Source organism: Marinilactibacillus piezotolerans, assembly GCF_900114235.1.
In the GTDB taxonomy this organism is placed as follows: domain Bacteria; phylum Bacillota; class Bacilli; order Lactobacillales; family Carnobacteriaceae_A; genus Marinilactibacillus; species Marinilactibacillus piezotolerans.
Genome location: NZ_FOSJ01000013.1, coordinates 1 through 17,784 on the forward strand (window position 1 = coordinate 1; position 17,784 = coordinate 17,784).

18 protein-coding genes and 1 riboswitch are annotated in these 17,784 nt (G+C 34.5%); of the genes, 15 read left to right on the plus strand and 3 right to left on the minus strand.

Going from position 1 to position 17,784, the window contains the following annotated elements; genetic code table 11:
• The 5 genes from BM212_RS04640 to BM212_RS04660 all read left to right on the plus strand — a co-directional run.
• The coding region (locus BM212_RS04640; protein WP_177206322.1) for a transposase at positions 1-294 on the plus strand (294 nt) is incomplete at its 5' end.
• Between the two features lie 189 nt (positions 295-483).
• A riboswitch (Lysine riboswitch) is annotated at positions 484-657 on the plus strand.
• A gap of 120 nt (positions 658-777) precedes the next feature.
• Entirely contained in the window at positions 778-2,499 is a 1,722-nt protein-coding gene (locus tag BM212_RS04645) for a Na+/H+ antiporter NhaC family protein (RefSeq protein WP_091896753.1), read from the plus strand.
• Between the two features lie 108 nt (positions 2,500-2,607).
• Positions 2,608-3,132: an O-acetyl-ADP-ribose deacetylase gene (locus BM212_RS04650; RefSeq protein WP_091896756.1), complete on the plus strand. Its 525-nt coding sequence runs from the start codon at positions 2,608-2,610 to the stop codon at positions 3,130-3,132.
• Positions 3,133-3,153: 21 nt separating this feature from the next.
• Complete coding sequence (locus BM212_RS04655; protein WP_091896759.1) at positions 3,154-3,660, plus strand: DUF305 domain-containing protein; 507 nt, start codon at positions 3,154-3,156, stop codon at positions 3,658-3,660.
• 21 nt (positions 3,661-3,681) lie between these two features.
• The gene (locus BM212_RS04660) at positions 3,682-3,879 is read left to right on the plus strand and encodes a YwbE family protein (protein ID WP_091896762.1); all 198 of its coding nucleotides are present in this window, start codon (positions 3,682-3,684) and stop codon (positions 3,877-3,879) included.
• Between the two features lie 62 nt (positions 3,880-3,941).
• On the opposite strand, the gene BM212_RS04665 is transcribed toward BM212_RS04660, so the two are convergent.
• Positions 3,942-4,856: a DUF368 domain-containing protein gene (locus tag BM212_RS04665; protein WP_091896765.1), complete on the minus strand. Its 915-nt coding sequence runs from the start codon at positions 4,854-4,856 to the stop codon at positions 3,942-3,944.
• Positions 4,857-5,202: 346 nt separating this feature from the next.
• On the opposite strand from BM212_RS04665, the gene BM212_RS04670 reads away from it, so the two are divergent.
• The 4 genes from BM212_RS04670 to BM212_RS04685 all read left to right on the plus strand — a co-directional run bounded on the left by BM212_RS04670 (position 5,203) and on the right by BM212_RS04685 (position 8,445).
• Positions 5,203-5,484 carry a DUF503 domain-containing protein gene (locus BM212_RS04670; RefSeq protein ID WP_072695343.1) on the plus strand — a complete coding sequence of 94 codons (282 nt, stop codon included), beginning with the start codon at positions 5,203-5,205 and terminating at the stop codon, positions 5,482-5,484.
• 14 nt (positions 5,485-5,498) lie between these two features.
• Positions 5,499-6,131 carry a hypothetical protein gene (locus BM212_RS04675; protein ID WP_091896768.1) on the plus strand — a complete coding sequence of 211 codons (633 nt, stop codon included), beginning with the start codon at positions 5,499-5,501 and terminating at the stop codon, positions 6,129-6,131.
• 35 nt (positions 6,132-6,166) lie between these two features.
• On the plus strand, positions 6,167-7,048 hold the full coding sequence (locus tag BM212_RS04680; protein WP_091896771.1) for a DegV family protein: 882 nt from the start codon (positions 6,167-6,169) through the stop codon (positions 7,046-7,048).
• Positions 7,049-7,191: 143 nt separating this feature from the next.
• Positions 7,192-8,445, plus strand: a complete 1,254-nt coding sequence (locus BM212_RS04685) for a mechanosensitive ion channel (RefSeq protein WP_091896773.1) — start codon at positions 7,192-7,194, stop codon at positions 8,443-8,445.
• A 91-nt stretch (positions 8,446-8,536) separates the two neighbouring features.
• Here the strand turns inward: BM212_RS04685 and BM212_RS04690 are convergent, their stop codons facing one another.
• The gene (locus BM212_RS04690; protein WP_091896776.1) at positions 8,537-9,865 is read right to left on the minus strand and encodes a sodium-dependent transporter; all 1,329 of its coding nucleotides are present in this window, start codon (positions 9,863-9,865) and stop codon (positions 8,537-8,539) included.
• Between the two features lie 666 nt (positions 9,866-10,531).
• On the opposite strand from BM212_RS04690, the gene BM212_RS04695 reads away from it, so the two are divergent.
• Complete coding sequence (locus BM212_RS04695) at positions 10,532-10,795, plus strand: hypothetical protein (RefSeq protein WP_091896779.1); 264 nt, start codon at positions 10,532-10,534, stop codon at positions 10,793-10,795.
• Positions 10,796-10,972: 177 nt separating this feature from the next.
• On the opposite strand, the gene BM212_RS04700 is transcribed toward BM212_RS04695, so the two are convergent.
• On the minus strand, positions 10,973-11,179 hold the full coding sequence (locus BM212_RS04700; protein ID WP_072695334.1) for a hypothetical protein: 207 nt from the start codon (positions 11,177-11,179) through the stop codon (positions 10,973-10,975).
• A gap of 199 nt (positions 11,180-11,378) precedes the next feature.
• Between BM212_RS04700 and BM212_RS04705 the strand changes: the two genes are divergently transcribed.
• The 5 genes from BM212_RS04705 to BM212_RS04725 all read left to right on the plus strand — a co-directional run bounded on the left by BM212_RS04705 (position 11,379) and on the right by BM212_RS04725 (position 17,755).
• Entirely contained in the window at positions 11,379-12,230 is an 852-nt protein-coding gene (locus tag BM212_RS04705) for a metallophosphoesterase (protein WP_072695332.1), read from the plus strand.
• 19 nt (positions 12,231-12,249) lie between these two features.
• Complete coding sequence (locus BM212_RS04710) at positions 12,250-13,257, plus strand: Gfo/Idh/MocA family protein (RefSeq protein ID WP_091896783.1); 1,008 nt, start codon at positions 12,250-12,252, stop codon at positions 13,255-13,257.
• A gap of 57 nt (positions 13,258-13,314) precedes the next feature.
• A complete protein-coding gene (locus BM212_RS04715) occupies positions 13,315-13,644 on the plus strand; it encodes a PTS sugar transporter subunit IIB (protein WP_072695328.1) in 330 nt (109 codons plus the stop codon).
• A 593-nt stretch (positions 13,645-14,237) separates the two neighbouring features.
• Positions 14,238-15,998, plus strand: a complete 1,761-nt coding sequence (locus BM212_RS04720; RefSeq protein ID WP_177206324.1) for an ABC transporter ATP-binding protein — start codon at positions 14,238-14,240, stop codon at positions 15,996-15,998.
• The gene (locus tag BM212_RS04725; RefSeq protein ID WP_072695326.1) at positions 15,998-17,755 is read left to right on the plus strand and encodes an ABC transporter ATP-binding protein; all 1,758 of its coding nucleotides are present in this window, start codon (positions 15,998-16,000) and stop codon (positions 17,753-17,755) included. Before BM212_RS04720 ends, BM212_RS04725 begins: the two co-directional genes overlap by 1 nt.
• The last annotated feature ends 29 nt before the right edge of the window (positions 17,756-17,784 follow it).

Below are 17,784 nucleotides of genomic sequence, written 5' to 3' on the forward strand. Positions count from 1 at the left end.
TACCCTAGAGTAACCAAATCTATTTTAGAGAACGATAGCTTACTGACCTTTTATGACTTTCCTGCTTCAATCCGAAGAAGCTTGTACTCCACTAATTTGATTGAGTCTTTTAACAAACAAATTAAAAAATACAGTCGGCGTAAAGAGCAATTTCAAAATGAAGAATCTATGGATCGCTTTTTAGTCTCAAATTTTGATCTGTACAATCAGAAATTTTTAACTCGAAGCCACCGCGGTTTCCAACAAGCTGAAGCAGAACTTTGGGAAATGTTTGGAGAACTAGAAGAAAGATAAGTTTTTTACAGAAGGAACTTTTTATTTACACAAACTTCTTGACGCTCTCTTTTTTACTAAAATAAAATCATAAAAATGACTCTTTTAATAGTAACTCTAACAACAAAATATATACTGAAAATATTAAAAGTTATAAATGCAACTTGCAATTCTTTTTGATTCCTTGTAAACTGATTTATATTAAATTGTAATAAAGATAGAGGCGCAAAGAAAATCAGTACGATTCAGTAGGGTGACACCCGTTGATTGAGTCCGAAAGGGTTCTTTGCCGAAGTAGATGAAAACAGTCATAATTTATCTGCTGGGGTTTCGTTTAATAAGCGGAGCACTGTCACGAGATTTTCGTGGAGCACTATCAGACTATATGCAAATTTCTAGCATTTAGGGTGATAGTGCCTTAAGTGCTTTTTTTATACTTAATAGTAAGTGAATAATTTCATAGATTTATTATGAGATATCAAAGAAAATGATTGGAGATTTACAATGTTAAAGAAGTTTAGTTGGATTACCTTATTTACCGCACTTATATTCTTGATTCCAGCACCCGTTTTTGCTGAAGAAGTAGAGACAAGCTTAGCCGGATCAATTGGATGGATGACTTTGATCCCGCCTATCATCGCAATTATTTTAGCCTTTATAACCAAAAATGTTGTCATGTCATTATTTGTTGGTATTTTTTCAGGCACAATCATTATGCAGTTTTATTATGGAAGCAATATACTATTAGCAATTATTTATGGATTTACTGATATTGTGGATTATATTCTAGGATCACTGGCAGATCCGTGGAATGCAGGGATTATTCTGCAGGTCATGACGATCGGAGGATTGATCGCGCTGGTCACTAGTATGGGGGGGGCACAAGCAGTCGCAGAAAGCCTGGCAAAACGAGCAAAAGGTCCGGTAAGTGCGCAACTGATTACATGGGCACTTGGCGTGCTGATTTTCTTTGATGACTATGCGAATGCTTTGATTGTTGGACCCATCATGCGTCCGGTAACAGATAAAATGAAAATTTCCAGAGAAAGATTAGCATTTGTGATAGATGCGACAGCTGCTCCTATTGCAGGAATCGCATTAGTTTCAACATGGATCGGCTATGAGGTAGGGCTTATAAATGATGCTTATCAGTCGATTGGCCAAGATGTCAATGCTTACGGAATTTTTCTGCAGACGTTACCTTACCGATTCTATAATATACTGATGCTCCTTTTTGTTGTAGTAACTTCTCTTACTTTGAGAGAATTCGGTCCAATGAAAAAAGCACAGGAACGGGCAAGAGACACTGGAATGCTGATTGCTGAAAATTCTGAAGTAGAAACGGATGAAGAAGAGCAAGAAGTGTTGAATAAAAATAAAGCAACCATTTGGAATGCACTCATTCCAATCGGGAGTTTAATTGTATTTAGTTTTGCAGGATTTTATATGAATGGTAGAACTGCTATTATAGGTGGAGATAATACCCTATTGGCACAAGAAGTGATCAATTCTCCATTCTCCTTTGCGACAATAAGAGAGACATTTGGGGCTTCAGATGCATCTGTTGTTCTGTTCCAAGCTGCATTAATATCTAGTATCATTGCACTAGTAATGGGCGTTTCGCAAGAATTATTCACGTTCAGCAAAGGTATAGATATTTGGATAAAAGGAATGAAAACACTAATGATAACAGGTGTGGTATTATTGCTTGCCTGGTCACTATCAACTGTAATGAATGAATTAGGTACAGCAGATTATCTAGTATCTCTCTTAGGAGATACGATGCCACCAGTCTTGCTTCCAACTATTATCTTTATCTTAGGAGCAATTATATCCTTTTCTACAGGAACTTCTTACGGGACAATGGGTATTTTAATGCCCCTGGCAATTCCTTTGGCAACAGCACTGGATCCTGGTAATTCAGAATTTGTAATTATGTCTGCAGGAGCAGTTCTAACAGGAGCAATATTTGGGGATCACAGCTCACCGATTTCTGATACAACTATCTTGTCTTCGATGGGAGCTGGATCTAATTTGATTGATCACGTTAAAACACAACTTCCTTATGCATTGGCAGTAGGAACAATTTCTATAGTGTTTGGATATCTTCCTTCAGCAATGGGTATTAATATTTGGATTACTTTACCTATTACATTTATAGCCATAATCGCAATGGTGTTCTTATTAGGTAAAAAAGTAGAAACTATACCGAGTAAAATAGAATAGCAATCACCTTTCAAGAGCCAGTCTACTATGACTAGGCTCTTTTATTTGCTCAATCCTTCTGAAGATTATACGATAGATACATAGATTTTCATAAAAAGGAGGGATTGAATGGAAGAAAAAATCAGCATCTGGCAAGGGGATATCACTCAGGTTGAAGTGGATGCTATCGTTAATGCTGCAAATAAGTCTCTTTTAGGCGGAGGTGGGGTAGATGGAGCAATTCACCAAGCAGCTGGTCCTGAACTGAAAGAAGCATGTAAGAAACTAGGCGGAGCAGAAACGGGTGAAGCGAAGTTAACAGAAGGTTTTAATTTACCTGCTAAATATGTTATCCATACAGTGGGACCTGTATATAGAGATGGAAAACATGAAGAAGATAAATTGCTGGAAAGTTGTTACAGAAGCTCATTGGGAATTGCTAAGAAACATCACTTGAAATCTATTGCTTTTCCAGCAATTAGTACAGGAATCTATCACTATCCTGCTGAAGAAGCAGCTCAAATCGCAATCCATACCATCTTAGATTTTTTAGAAAAACAAACAAGTGAAATCACAGTAATACTCGTAGCGTTCGATCAGAGAACGGAAAATCTATATAGAAAAATACTGAAAAATATTGATACAGAAGAATAATATTTATTGGAGGAAAATAAAATGAAGCAATATATTAGATTTGGACTCATGATTTTGACGTCAACAGTTATTATGTATATTTTAATGTTTTTGAATGTCTTTGAATTTACCGATGTAAAGTTTAGTGAAACGAGAGTATATATGGCGATTATGATGGGTGCTTTTATGGCACTGATTATGATACTGTTTATGTGGAAAATGTATAAGAATAAGAAAATCAACAGTATTATTCTTGCAGCATCTATTGTCGTTTTTGGTGTTTCACTTTGGTTAGTTAGAAGTCAGATAACCGTTGATGATACTGCTTATATGAAAGCTATGATTCCTCATCATTCCATTGCGATTTTAACGAGCGAACGCGCAAATATATCTGACCCTAGAGTTCGAGAGCTCGCTGATGGTATAATTAAAACACAGAAAGAAGAAATCCGATTAATGAATAATTTAATTGACGATTTAGAAAATCAAGATGATGAAGATCAAAACGCTGCACAAAAAGAAGAAGAGAATTTAGAAGCAGCTAAATAATATTAGAGAGCAGGACAGCTAATGGATGGAAAGAAAAGAGCAAATATTAAAATAGGTGCTTTAGTCGATATTGTATTAAAGAAAGATCAGAGATCGGGCACACTAACTAGGGGGCATGTGAAAAGAATCCTGACAAATAGTCCACAACACCCGCATGGCATAAAAGTAATGCTGGAAGAACAAGACCAAGTAGGAAGAGTACAAGAGATTATTCAATAAAAACTCTTACTGAATGAGGAGGATCGGTTTTTGACCGATCCTTCATCATAGTAAGAGTTTTTTTAGTCTTCAATTGTATCGGCTGTATCTTCAGTTCTGCCTAAAACAAAAGTCAAAGCAAAACACAGGACACCAAGTAAAATTGTTAATAAATAATACCAGATTGATCTACCAGATTGTAAATCAGCAATCGCACTCGTATTAGTTAAAATAGCGATGGGTGAAGCTACTACTAAACCTAAAATACTTGCGTATGTATAAGTTGGTTTAGTCTGGAAAAAGTAATCAATGACTTTACTGATGAGAATAATACCTACTAACATTCCAATAGCATAAGCAGCTAATAAAGTACCAAAAGGAAGTAAAGTATCCAAATCAAAATTGGATAATGCAGCATTAAATTGATTAATCGTATAAATAACAGCGTAGTAGAATCCTAAAATCAGCATCAATAATGAACCACTTACCCCGGGAACAACCATCGCTGCGGCAGAAGCAACACCTACCAGAAACAACGCCAGTACATTTTCAAAACTAAGTGAAATCGACTCAGCACCGTTTCCTACAGTATCTGCAAAAGACATCCAAGCTACGATACCGAAGAAGATTAAGAAGAAAAGTACGTGCAGAAAATTAAACGATTGGTTTTCTTGTAATTTGCTTTTCTGGAAAGAATTCCAGAGAATTGGTAATCCACCAAGTATTAATCCAATAAACGCGACAGCAGTTGCTAGTGTATATTGATCAAGTAATACTTCAATAAAATATGAAAAACCAGCAATACCGATTAAAGCACCGATAGCTAATGGTCCTAAAACCTTAGAACTTTTTTTAAATTCACTTTTGACATGAGTTACAGCATGTATAATATCATCATATATCCCAAATGAAACAGCCATTGTTCCCCCAGAAACTCCAGGTATCACGTTAGTGATTCCAATGATCATTCCTTTAACTATCATCCATAGGTACTGCATAAAGATCTCCTTTAAATATATTTTAATTTTTACTTTCCCTATTTTATCACAATAAAATGAAAAGAGTCTAAAAAAATATAAAAACTATTTTATGAAATCATATAAACCGAAGAGCAGATTGTGTGTCTCTATTAATTAATAAAACTAATAACCGATAGATTTATTAATAGTTATAAATAGACCAGTAGCTGGCATAATTATATTCTAAGTTGCCTTATGTGTACTTTTACCCATTTTGAAAATTATGGTATGATTAATTAGTTAAAACAATTCTCCAATTAGGAATGAAGCACCTTTATTTAGATACAATTATATTATATATTTTGAATTTGAGGTGGAATATACATTGGTTTTGATAGGTATGGAACTGACGATTCTGATTTTTGATTCTTATTCTCTAAAAGATAAGAGAAGTGTCATTAAAAGTATTCTTCATAAGGTGAAAAATCAGTATAATGTAAGTGTAGCAGAAGTAGCTGATATGGATACTTGGAATAAAGCGGTTCTTGGAGTTGGCATAGTAGGTAATAACGGAGTACTTTGTGAAAAAGTATTGCAGAAGGTTATACAGTTTATTGAAAGCAATTATGAAGTAGAAGTCACTGAAATAGAGTGGTATAAATATTAAAAGGACAAAAGAGGATGAAAAAATTGGAATCACAGGTAAGTTTTCCTATAATAAAAAAAGTAATCTCGACCTCACTGGAAGAAAATTTAGAAAATTGTACAAAAAAACAATTAATAGAAATTTCAGAAAATCTAAATTTATCTATAAGAAAAAGCTGGAAAAAAGAACACTTAGTTCAGGAATTATTTGAAAGTATATATATTCAATTTCAACAGTTCTACAAACCTGTTGTAGTAGAGTTGCTGGAAAAATTTGGAGATCAGATGGAACAGGCAATTGGATTTCAGGATTTAAAACAGCTTGAAATTATTGCGCCATTGATCAATAAAGGTTTTTTTTATGTATATCTACAAAAAGATCTTTATGTATTAGTGATTCCCGATGAAATCTGGCAAGGAAAAGAAGATAGTGATGTTGAAATGCAGGAAGTAAATATCAAACTTAACGGCAATAGAGAAACTAATCAAATACTTAGCCCCCCTAAAGATGAAAATAATTCTAGTAACTATAATTTACTAAAGCAATGGAAAGAAACAGCGGTAAGAATATATGGACACGCTTCTTCAAAACATTTAGCTGAAATTTGGAACCGATACAGTGTCAATAAATTGACGACTGCTGAAATAGACGAGATCTTAAAGAGTTGAAGTTAGGAAATTTGTTTAAGAAAGTAGGGTAAAAAATGATAAAAATAGTTATTGATTCAGGAATCGATCAAAATGATTTTATGAAAAAAGAATATGAATATGAATTTTTGCCATTAAGTGTCATTATCAAGGATAAAGATTACTTAGACCAAAAAGAAATATCTTTAAAACAGGTGCATGAATATATGAAGCAAGGTATTCTTCCTAAAACTTCACAAATTTCTCCTCAGTCGCTTTTAGATATACTGAATGATTGTCGAAGTAGAAATGAAGATGTGATTTATATTTCTATTTATAGTCAGATTTCTGGTACTTTTCAAGTTGCGCATTCTCTAATCAGTGAATACAAAACCAATCATCCAGAGATGAAGGTGGAGGTGATAGATTCATTAGGCGGTGCAGGTGGAGGAGCATTACTGGCCATTCAGGCACTGGAAATGGTGAAAAATGGATTATCATTTGAAACGATTGTCGAACAGACTAGGAAAAATGCGAAACATATTAAATATAATTTTACTCTAAATAATTTGAACTGGCTGGTAAAAGGTGGGAGAGTCTCCAAAGTAGCAGGTGCTGCGGGGACCGCACTTAATATCAAGCCATATCTGACAGTAGATCACACAGGTATAATCGTCAAGAAGCTTGTCCGCGGGCAAGAACGCATCTATAAAAAAATCATCAAAGATGTTACTGATGGTGTTGGGACATTCGATGATCAACTTATTACGATCAGTCATGTAAATGATTTAGAATCAGCACAAAAACTGGAAAATATGGTAAAAACTGCTTTACCTAGGGTAACAACTCAAATTTTAGACTTAGGAGCCGTCTTAGCAGCTCATTTGGGTATTGGAGGAATAGGCGTCTTTTATTTTGATGAAAAACCAGAGCATTACATGTATATAAACAAAAATTAGATAGTTACTTTTTGAATACAAGTTTTGTAGGCTAGCCAGCGTGTTATCAGTTGGCTAGCTTTATTTAATGCGTATTGTTTGTATAGATAGGACTCTCTCTATACTAAATAAGTAGTTAAATACAAAAAAAGGAGAGATTTTATATGGATAACGTAGGAAATTCAGTTCAAAATGGATTTAATTCATTTGTGGATTACTTGCCGCAGTTATTATTAGGTATTGTTCTTATTATAGTTGCATGGATAGTTGCGACATTAGTAGGCAAGGCAGTTTCAAAAGGATTAAAAGCAATTGGAATTGGTAAATATTTTCAAAAATGGGGCGCTACGAAAACCGAAGAGCAGTCGCATGCTCTGATTGATACATTAAGTAAAGTAGCTTATTATCTGGTTTGGGTATTGTTTTTACCAGGTATCTTCTCTACATTTGGATTAGATTCTATCGGTCAACCGATTATGAACATGATCGATACAGTGCTGGTATTTATTCCAAATATCATTGCAGCTGGAATTGTTCTTATATTAGGATTATTCGCAGCTAAACTTGTCAAAAATCTAGTGTATAATGTTGCTGTAGCAGCGAATATAGATAAACACTTAGCTAAATTGACAGGTGGAGATACAAATGATGCAGAAGTTAAAAAGAACAAAGGGACATTAGCATCTGTGTTAGCAAACATTGTATATTTCTTAATTGTTATTCCAATTATTTTGGTAGCACTTGAAGTATTGAATATTAATTCAATTGCTGAACCAATCAGCTCAGTATTGAATACGATATTATCAGCGATTCCAAATATTTTAGTAGCAGTTGTATTGTTAATTGTAGGATTTGCGATTGCTAAGTTTGCTGGAATGATTTTAACTGATCTACTGAAAAGTGCAGGATTGAATAAGTATTCTTCTTACTTGAAAAAATCAAGTAACATGAACTTGGATTTAGCTAAAATTGCTGGACAGACAGTTGCAGTATTGATTGGATTATTCTTCCTGGTAGAAGCTTTAAATGCATTAAATCTTGAAATGCTAAATTCTATTCTAAGCGTAGTGATTGGATATCTTCCAAATGTGCTGTTTGCTGCGATTATTATTGGATTAGGATTTGTTGGCGGTCAAATGTTGTCATCAGCTATTAAAAATACAACAGGTAGTATGTTAGCTGGAATGCTGATCAAATATATCCTGATTGTATTTTCAATCTTTATGGCATTAGATCAACTAAACTTTGCTTCAGCTATCGTTCAAGCAGCATTCATTTGTATTATAGGTGGATTAGCTGTTGCCTTTGCCTTATCATTTGGTCTTGGTGGACGTGAATTTGCTAAGAAACAATTATCACGTTTAGATAATAAGATTGATGAAGAAGCAAATAAATCAAATACAAAAGACATTCAATAATAAGAATAATTAGCTTCGTGAATGATCAGTTTAAATAAATAACCCTTCCTTATGATTTTACAAGGAAGGGTTATTTTAATTGTATTGATACTTACCAGCTTAACATTCCAAATACGAGAATAATTAAAATAGCTATTGGCGCAACAAACTTGGCAAAGAACAAAAATGCTGGAGCCCAGGCAACACCTTTAAGATCAGTGTGTTCTAATAGTTCATCAGATTTCCAAGACCAGGTACCATAGATTGCAACAATTAATCCACCAAGCGGGAGTAAGAGACTGCCTGAGAATTTATCCATAAAGTCCAGGAAGGGATCTCCAAATACTTCAATTGAAACTGCCCCCTGACTCAGAGAAGACGGAACTCCAACTAAGAAAATTATGAACCCGATGCCAAGGGTTGCTAATTTACGTGATACTCCAAGCCGGCGTATTAAATAAGCAACAACCACTTCTAACAGTGAAATTCCTGAAGAAAGAGCAGCTAATGCTAATAGAATAAAGAATGCTACCCCAACGACTAGACCTATACCGCTGATTCCTTCAAAAATAGTCGGTAATACAATGAATACCAGCCCTGCTCCTTGAGTAGGGTCTAAATCAAACGCGAATAAAGCAGGGAAAACAACTAGTCCAGCAATAATAGCAAATAATGTATCAAGAATGATTATATAAGCGGCTGAAGAGGTAAGTTTTTCATTAGGACTCAAATAACTACCATACGTCAACATGATACCCATTCCAAGGCTTAATGTGAAGAATGCTTGACCAACTGCTGCAAAATAAACACTAGGATCAGTGAAAGCAGACCAGTCAGGATGAAACATAAAGGTTAACGCTTCACCAGCACCACCTAAAGTTAAGCTATATCCAGCTAAAACAATCAATAGAATACTTAAAATCGGCATCATCCATTTTGAGGAAGTTTCAATACCCTTTTGGACTCCTAACATGACAATTGCAACAGTAATACCCATAAATAGGAATTGCCATCCAATAGGTTCAAAAGTAGAACCGACAAATTCTGTAAAGTAGGTCTCTGTATTGCCAGAAACACCTCCGGTTAGATAGGAAAAGATATATTTCAATGACCATCCACCAATGACTCCGTAGAATGAAAGAATAATAAAAGCAGCAAGTACGCCCATACCACCGGCGATTACCCAGAAAGATTTAGGTGCAAGTTTTTTAAAGGCATCAATAGCATCTGTCTGTGCCCTTCTGCCAATTGCAAACTCAATCATCATAACGGGAAAGCCAATTAAAATAACACTGAGTAAGTAAATAATCAGAAAAGTAGAACCGCCTCCTTCTCCCATAGCGTAAGAAAACCGCCAAATATTACCAAGACCTACCGCTGATCCCATAGCGGCTAAAATAAACCCCCAGCGAGATCCCCAGTGTTCCCGTTCTTTATTCATATAAAAACTCCTTTATCAAAATTTAATCAGCTTTACAAAAGTGCGATCTTAATAGTTATAAGTAATATTATAAAATAATTGCAAGCAAACTGACTTCTAATCAGTCTACGTTAAAATATGAGAGATATCAATCTAGTAATCTAAAAATTTAATAACTATTTATAATTTTAAGGTGTATGCGTTTTAATTGACCTGTTAACCTCTTAAACTTTACAAAAATTAAGCTTCTATCTTTAGATACTCATTTATAAAATTTGAAAATAATAACTAATACCATGATAGTAAATAACTACTTTAACTACTCAATGAAATAGAACGAAATTAAGATAAACGGTATTGAAATATCAAAACGATGTATAGCCCGATAGATTGTAAATTTTAGAGCAAATCATTATGTAGATGAACTATAAAATAAATCCGGTATGAGATTAGTGTGGTAAAAGTAATAGATTAAGGTATTGAAAAGACTGAAATTATTATATAAATATTGTAATTTCAACAATTTAGTGACGGTTAGAGAATATTATATATAAAGTCGAAAAAAAGACACAGACTTTTTGAAATGAGTAAGGTATAATTTCATTATCGTAAAAGCATTAAGTATTCTATATATTAAATATATACAAAATCATAAGGGTATACGAAGCATAAGATGGGAATGAAGGTATGCAGATTAAACACAAAAAGTTTATCTATGTTATTGAAACAGAGACTGAGTCAAAAGAATTGTGTATCGAGGAAGATGAAGTCATCGAGAATGCTGATGGGGAAATTGACATTCCTTTAGATTCAGTACTCAGCAAACATAAAATGAAACTTGAAGATTTATTTGAAATGAAAGTTGCAACAGTTTCATTAGTTGAACAGGAATGTTCAGACCGGAAATTAATCAGAAGCATTTCTTTTAAAAACTTAAGGTTAAATAAATAGTGATTGGCTTAAGCTATAGTGAATGTCTTGCAAAAGACACTTACTGTAGCTTTTTACTATGATTCTTTTACAAAAGTAGCGGAAAAATTCAACTCAGCAAAGATATTACGTATACATAAAAGTTTAAAAGTTCAAAGAAATAGAGGCCATCATATTTGAGATGATGGCCTCTATTTCTTATTCTGAGTCCTTATAATCTTTTTTCTCTCTTTCTAACTGATCTACTTTATCTACATTAAACGCTTCAAAATCTTCTGGTTTTGTTTTCTCTTCATCTGGCTTGAGTTGTTCCTGATCAAGATTTTCTGGATCCTGTTTCTTGATAGCGTCCGGGTCAACTATTGGATGAGAACCATTAGGAATCGGATCATTTAAGTGTGGCATTTGAAACACTCCTTTCTGCCTATCCATAGTTTACTATTTTATTAGAACATTTCAAAATTAAACCGCTTACTATAAGCTTTTGTGGTACAATAATTTAAACATCAACATTTAAAAAATATGTAGAAATGCTACCGATGTGTCTATTTTATCTAATGTTATTAGATATGGTAAACTATTGGTAGCATAGGAGGAAAGAAAGATGGTATGGTTTTTAGTCATTATTTTACTGGTTGTGGGTTTACTAGTTTATCTCTATCTTCAGAACTATTATTTGGAAGTAGATGATTATACAGTAACGATTCCTAAGTTACATAAAAATATAAAGGGTAAAAAGATTCTTCAATTATCTGATACGCATCTTAAACCTCGATATAATAAAGGATACATTGAAAATGTTATTCAGAAGGTTAAAGATATTAATCCGGATTTAATCGTCATAACGGGAGATTTAGTACAAGGAGGGTTACCCGATCTGGCTGATGTACCGATTCGGAAATTATGTGACGGCTTAAGCGCTACCGCCCCGACATACATGGTGACAGGAAACCATGATATTCAGACAGCTAAGTTTGAAGACTTAACTTATGTACTAAGTACTACTAAAGTTAAATTGCTGCTTGATGAAGCAGAGTGGGTAACTTTTAAAGAAGACGAAGGTGGGATTGTCTTGATGGGATTAGCCGAACGACCTGCCGAAGAAGATAGCCCAAAGCCTAGGTTAAAATATATAGAATTAACTTCTGAAATGAGCAATCAGCCGAAAATTTTACTCGCTCATCGCCCCGAGCATTTTAAAGAATATCTGGATGATAAAACAAAGGCTCCGGATTTGATTTTATCTGGACATACTCATGCAGGACAAATGCGGATTCCCTTTATTGGTGGTGCAATCGCTCCGGGACAAGGGGTATTTCCAAAATATGACTACGGCATATTTTCAGATGAAGAAGATCAGTCAAAAAGAATGATTATTACCAGAGGAATTGGTAATTCAAGCTTTCCATTTAGAATCAATAATAGACCGGAATTAGTAGTGATTACATTAAATTAATAGAAAAGAGATGATAGGAATGACAAAATTACAATTAGGCGTTATCGGAACAAGCAATATAAGCGAAGTATTTGTTGAAGCCGCTCTGGAAACAGAGCAGTACGAATTAAGAGCTGTATACTCAAGAACATTAAGTAAAGCAGAGTCTTTTGGAGAGCCATACCATTCAAAAGAAGCAATCGATAATTTTTCTGCATTTATTAGTCATAAAGATCTTGATGTAATTTATATAGCATCTCCGAATAGTTTACATTACGAACAAACCATTCAAGCATTAGAAAATGGAAAACATGTTATTGTGGAAAAGCCAGCATTTACTAATCCAGATCAATGGGAAGAAGCCAGCAAAACAGCTGAAAAAAATGGCCTAGTGCTTGTGGAAGCTGCTAGACACATTCATGAAGATAATTTTAAAAAGGTTAAAGAAGAAATCAGTAATTTAAATGAAATTCAAGGTGCTACTTTGACATATATGAAATATTCTTCTAGATATGATCTTGTTCTTAAAGGAGAAGAGCCAAACATCTTCTCTCCTAGATTTGCTGGAGGAGCTTTAATGGACCTGGGGATCTATACGCTTTATGCAGCTGTGAGCTGGTTTGGAGAGCCTGAAGAAGCGCATTATTTTGCACAAAAAGTTCGCACAGGAGTAGATGGAAAAGGAACTGCAATTCTTCGTTATAAAGACTTTGATGTAACCTTGTTATTTGGGAAAACTGCCACTTCTACCCTACCTACTGAAGTATATAGTTTAGAGAAGACATTACGTTTGAACGCAGTAGTAGGAATTGAGAAATTAGAAGAAATCAATGCCAAAAATTCAACAGTTAAAGAAGTGGAAATTCATCCAGCAGCAGAAAATACTTTGTATGAGGAAGCTAAAGTATTCGCCGGAGTAATCAATCATATAGAAGAACCTGAAGCAAAAGAAAAATTGTCAGAATGGACTACTCTTGCTAAAGCAGTGAACCGTACACTCTATAAATTAAGAAAAAGCGCTGATCTTTCTTTCAATGATGGACATTAATACGTAGATTAGAAGAAAAGGACAAGTGGATCATTAAAATAAAAGGGGAGATGAGTGATGTCAAATACACATATACTGTTAGTTTGTGCCACTGGTATGAGTACGAATATGCTGGTATCAAAGATGAGAAAAGCAGCAAAGAATCATAATCTAGAAGTAACAATTACAGCAGTTTCTGCTAATGAAGCAGACGCTCGATTAATTTCTCAAGAAATAGATATACTGCTTTTAGGTCCGCAGGTTCGCTACATGAAATCAAAATTCCTTAAAAAAGTGAAAGAAAAGAAAATTGAAGTACACGTCATTGAAACAAAAGACTATGGTATGATGAATGCAGAAAAGATATTATTGGAAGCTTTAAACTTGAGAGAAATAAAGAATGACTAATATGTATAAGCGAAGAACCTTCACGGTTTAACTTTAAACCGGAAAGGTTCTTTTTTACATTACAGAAAATTGAACTTATGTATATTATAACTAGTTTTAAAAAGGACAAATTTAACTATTTAAAAAAAGTTTAAGATAAAAGCTTGTATTTAGATTTAATATTGTGTATAGTAAATTTTGTTAAGATATTTATTTTCTTTTTGCTTTTATGAAAGCATTTAGAGACATTACATATTACATAGAAAAGGAGGAACTGCATCATGAAAAATTTAATAATCGCTCAAGTGCAGTCAAGTCTAATGTTATTATATGTTAATATTTTACGACCCAATACCTCCTTTTTCAAAATAGAATGGTAGATTAGTTTTTTGTAGTAACAATTGTCAGTGTGCAATTGTAGGAACTCAAAAAACACACATAGTTACCACGGTCTATTTCTCTTTAAGAGGGTAGCCCGTGGCTTTTTTATGTGTAAAAAACGCTTTCTTAAATAAAATACCTTTAAAAAATTTATAAGCGTTTCAAAAAAAGGTATAAAAATCATGAGAGTGAACTACTTTTCATTATTGAAAAAGAAAAGAAAGGATAAATTCATGTTTGATGTTATAAAAAAATTAAAGTTTTTCTTTAAAGAAAATGCATTACAATATACTTTTTCATTCATAGCACTGGGCTTAGGCAATCTTTGTGCAGTACTTATCCCATATATTGTAGGGATGATCATAGATGATATTGTAAATGGAATTATGAATACCCAAAGACTACAAATGTATAGTATTGTTTTTATAGCCCTTATTATTTTAACGTATCTATTGGATTTCTCATGGGTATTTGGCTTGTTTTCAGGTGCCTATAAGCTTCAGAAACAAATGCGCAGTAAAATGATGCGCCATTTGCTGCGAATGCGAGCTCCTTATTTTGAAAGATTTAGAACAGGAGATTTAATGGCTCGCGGAACGCAGGATATTCGCACACTAGCCGATACTGCAGGTTACGGGATGGAAGTCTTGATGACCTCTACTGTTTATCTTGGTGTACTAGTGACTATGATGGGAATCACTGTGAGCTGGGCGCTAACTGCTGCGACAATTTTACCATTAGTTCCAATGATCTATGTGTTTAGAAAAAAAGGCGCTGAGATAGATGAACGTTATGAGACAGCACAAAAATCATTTTCGAAAGTGAATGAAGACGTCCTCGAAATGGTAGATGGTACTAGAGTCATAAGAGCATACGTTAAAGAAGAAGATTTTATTAAAAAATTCAAAAAACAAACTGAAGATCTTTACAACAAAAATAATCTTGTTGCTAAAACCGGAGCAGTATTCGGGCCGACTGTCAAAATATTTGAAGGACTTAGTGTAGTTGTTGCACTTAGTTACGGTAGTTTCCTAGTTGCTTCAGGAACTTTAACGGTGGGCAATATGATTGCTTTTCAGTTATATCTGGGAATGACAATATGGCCGATCATTGCTGTTTCTGAGCTGATATTGATTCTTAGACAAGGTAGTGCATCAATGCGTCGTGTCGAAGAAATCATGGATGCTACTGATGGGCTTGTACTTGATGGGCAAGAAGACATTACTGAAGTGAAGGACATTCAGTTCAATCAATTCAACTTTCGATATGGATCCAGCGAATCCGTTAATCTAGAAAACCTGGATCTGGATTTAGAGAAAGGAAAATTATTGGGAATTGTTGGTAAAACAGGTTCCGGTAAAACAACACTTATAAGGCAGCTGCTGAATCAATATCCAATTGGTACAGGATCCTTTGATATGGGAGAGTTTGCTTACCAGCAGTATCAGGACCCGGCGCTTAGAAGGATGATCGGATATGTACCTCAAGATCATGTGTTATTTAGTCGAAGTGTGAGAGAAAATATTGCATTTGGTAAAAAAGAAGCTACTGATGAAGAAATTATGGCCAGTATTCGAAATGCATCCTTTGAAGATGATCTGAAAAAAATGGAACGCGGATTGGATACATTGATTGGTGAGAAAGGAATGTCGATTTCTGGTGGACAGAAACAGAGAATCTCTATCGCTCGTGCTCTGATTAAAGATCCGCAGATATTAATCTTAGATGATTCACTGTCAGCAGTAGATGCAAAAACGGAACAAAATATTATCGAAAACATCCAGAAAGTTCGAAAAAACAAAACCTCAATTATCACTACGCATAGACTCTCGGCAGTCAAGCAAGCCGACGAGATTATTGTAATGGATAACGGGAAAATCTTAGAACGTGGAACGCATGATGAATTAATCAGACAAAAAGGCTGGTATTATGAACAGTTTCTACGTCAAGAAATTAAATCAAATGAAACAGATGTAAAAGGAGAGGTGAAATAATGAGAACTGTTAAAAGACTCCTCTCATATATGAAATACTTCAAGTGGCAGTTTGGTATCGGGATTGCCTTATTATTATTTTCAACTGTGACTGATTTAGGTGCACCAATCATTGCACAGAGAATCATTGATGATGTAATAACACCAGCTGCTGCTAATGGAGTAGCTTTTGGAGATACATTAATGCAATTGATTGTTATTTATGCTGTGCTTATGCTATCAACCGCAGTCTTTCGTTATCTTAGTCAAATTATCAGAATGAAAGCTGCCAATGGTTCAGTTAAAATCATACGGGACCAAGTATATGAAAAAGTTCAAAAGCTACCTGTGGAGTATTTTGACAACTTACCTGCAGGAAAGGTTGTTGCTAGAATTACAAATGATACTGAATCCTTGCGGCAGCAATTCTATGTTAATGCAATTGGCCAGATACTCATGAATGTTATGTATGTAATAGGTACATTTATAGCAATCATGCTGTTTAATCAAATTTTAGGATTGATTCTCTTAGTGCTGATTCCGATTATGTATTTCTGGAGCAAATTTTATACAAAATTTGCCGGTGTGTATAATCGCAGAGAACGAGATCTGAATTCCGATATCAATGCAAAATTCAATGAATCGATTCAGGGGATGTCGATCATTCAAGCTTTCGAACAAGAAGAAAAAATGGATGAAGAATTCTCTAAAATCAATGATGAATGGTACGATGTGATGAAGAAATACGTCATCTTGGATGCCAGTTCGCAATTTACAGTTGCAGACTTTTTAAGAAGAATTACCTTATTGATCTTGATGGTCTACTTTAGTACACAATATATTAATGGAACATTGGGAATATCTGTTGGGATGCTTTATCTGTTCAGTGATTACATTACTCGACTTTATGAGCCAATCAAAGGAACTATTCAGCAAATGACATTCGTACAGCAAGCCATTGCAGCTGGAGACAGAGTTTTTGAACTGATGGATCAAGCATCAGAGGAAAACGCAACAGAAAAATTGACCGTTACAAATGGCCGAGTTAAATTTTCAAATGTAGGATTTGGATATACAGAAGAAAAGAAAGTGCTAAAGCAGATTCACTTTACAGCTGAACCTGGGCAAACAGTTGCTTTAGTGGGTCATACTGGTTCAGGTAAGAGTTCAATTATGAATTTACTATTCCGTTTCTATGATCCTCAGGAAGGAATCATCGAGATCGATGGTCAAAACACAAAACTTTACTCTAGGCAATCTGTCCGCGAACAGATGGGAATCGTTTTACAAGATCCATTTTTATTCACAGGAACGATACTATCAAATATTACATTGGATAATCCGAACATTTCTAGAGAAACAGCTCTGAAAGCATTAAGAGATGTCGGTGGAGAAGATATGTTGAGCAAATTCGAAAAGGGATTAGATGAACCGGTAGTAGAAAAAGGAAGTACTTTAAGTTCCGGCCAACGTCAATTAATTTCATTTGCTAGAGCTTTAGCTTTCAATCCAAAAATCCTTATTTTAGATGAAGCAACTAGTTCGATCGACACGGAAACAGAAGATATTATTCAACATGCAATGGATGTTTTAAAAGAAGGAAGAACCACTTTTATTATCGCGCATCGCTTGTCGACGATCCAACATGCTAACCAGATCCTCGTATTAGACCAAGGAGAAATTGTCGAAGAAGGAGATCATATGACGCTGCTTGCTCATGACGGAGCTTATGCCGAAATGTATCAAATGCAGAAAAAAGGACAGAAAATGGGAGCATAATAAAGGGGCTTATAAGCAGTTAATTGCTT

Bases quoted from the DNA above. Each gene is read 5' to 3' on its own strand.
- BM212_RS04645 (WP_091896753.1), top strand. From the start codon at position 778: ATGTTAAAGAAGTTTAGTTGGATTACCTTATTTACCGCACTTATATTC.
- BM212_RS04650 (WP_091896756.1), top strand. From the start codon at position 2,608: ATGGAAGAAAAAATCAGCATCTGGCAAGGGGATATCACTCAGGTTGAA.
- BM212_RS04655 (WP_091896759.1), top strand. From the start codon at position 3,154: ATGAAGCAATATATTAGATTTGGACTCATGATTTTGACGTCAACAGTT.
- BM212_RS04660 (WP_091896762.1), top strand. From the start codon at position 3,682: ATGGATGGAAAGAAAAGAGCAAATATTAAAATAGGTGCTTTAGTCGAT.
- BM212_RS04665 (WP_091896765.1), bottom strand. From the start codon at position 4,856: ATGCAGTACCTATGGATGATAGTTAAAGGAATGATCATTGGAATCACT.
- BM212_RS04675 (WP_091896768.1), top strand. From the start codon at position 5,499: ATGAAAAAATTGGAATCACAGGTAAGTTTTCCTATAATAAAAAAAGTA.
- BM212_RS04680 (WP_091896771.1), top strand. From the start codon at position 6,167: ATGATAAAAATAGTTATTGATTCAGGAATCGATCAAAATGATTTTATG.
- BM212_RS04685 (WP_091896773.1), top strand. From the start codon at position 7,192: ATGGATAACGTAGGAAATTCAGTTCAAAATGGATTTAATTCATTTGTG.
- BM212_RS04690 (WP_091896776.1), bottom strand. From the start codon at position 9,865: ATGAATAAAGAACGGGAACACTGGGGATCTCGCTGGGGGTTTATTTTA.
- BM212_RS04695 (WP_091896779.1), top strand. From the start codon at position 10,532: ATGCAGATTAAACACAAAAAGTTTATCTATGTTATTGAAACAGAGACT.
- BM212_RS04700 (WP_072695334.1), bottom strand. From the start codon at position 11,179: ATGCCACACTTAAATGATCCGATTCCTAATGGTTCTCATCCAATAGTT.
- BM212_RS04705 (WP_072695332.1), top strand. From the start codon at position 11,379: ATGGTATGGTTTTTAGTCATTATTTTACTGGTTGTGGGTTTACTAGTT.
- BM212_RS04710 (WP_091896783.1), top strand. From the start codon at position 12,250: ATGACAAAATTACAATTAGGCGTTATCGGAACAAGCAATATAAGCGAA.
- BM212_RS04715 (WP_072695328.1), top strand. From the start codon at position 13,315: ATGTCAAATACACATATACTGTTAGTTTGTGCCACTGGTATGAGTACG.
- BM212_RS04720 (WP_177206324.1), top strand. From the start codon at position 14,238: ATGTTTGATGTTATAAAAAAATTAAAGTTTTTCTTTAAAGAAAATGCA.
- BM212_RS04725 (WP_072695326.1), top strand. From the start codon at position 15,998: ATGAGAACTGTTAAAAGACTCCTCTCATATATGAAATACTTCAAGTGG.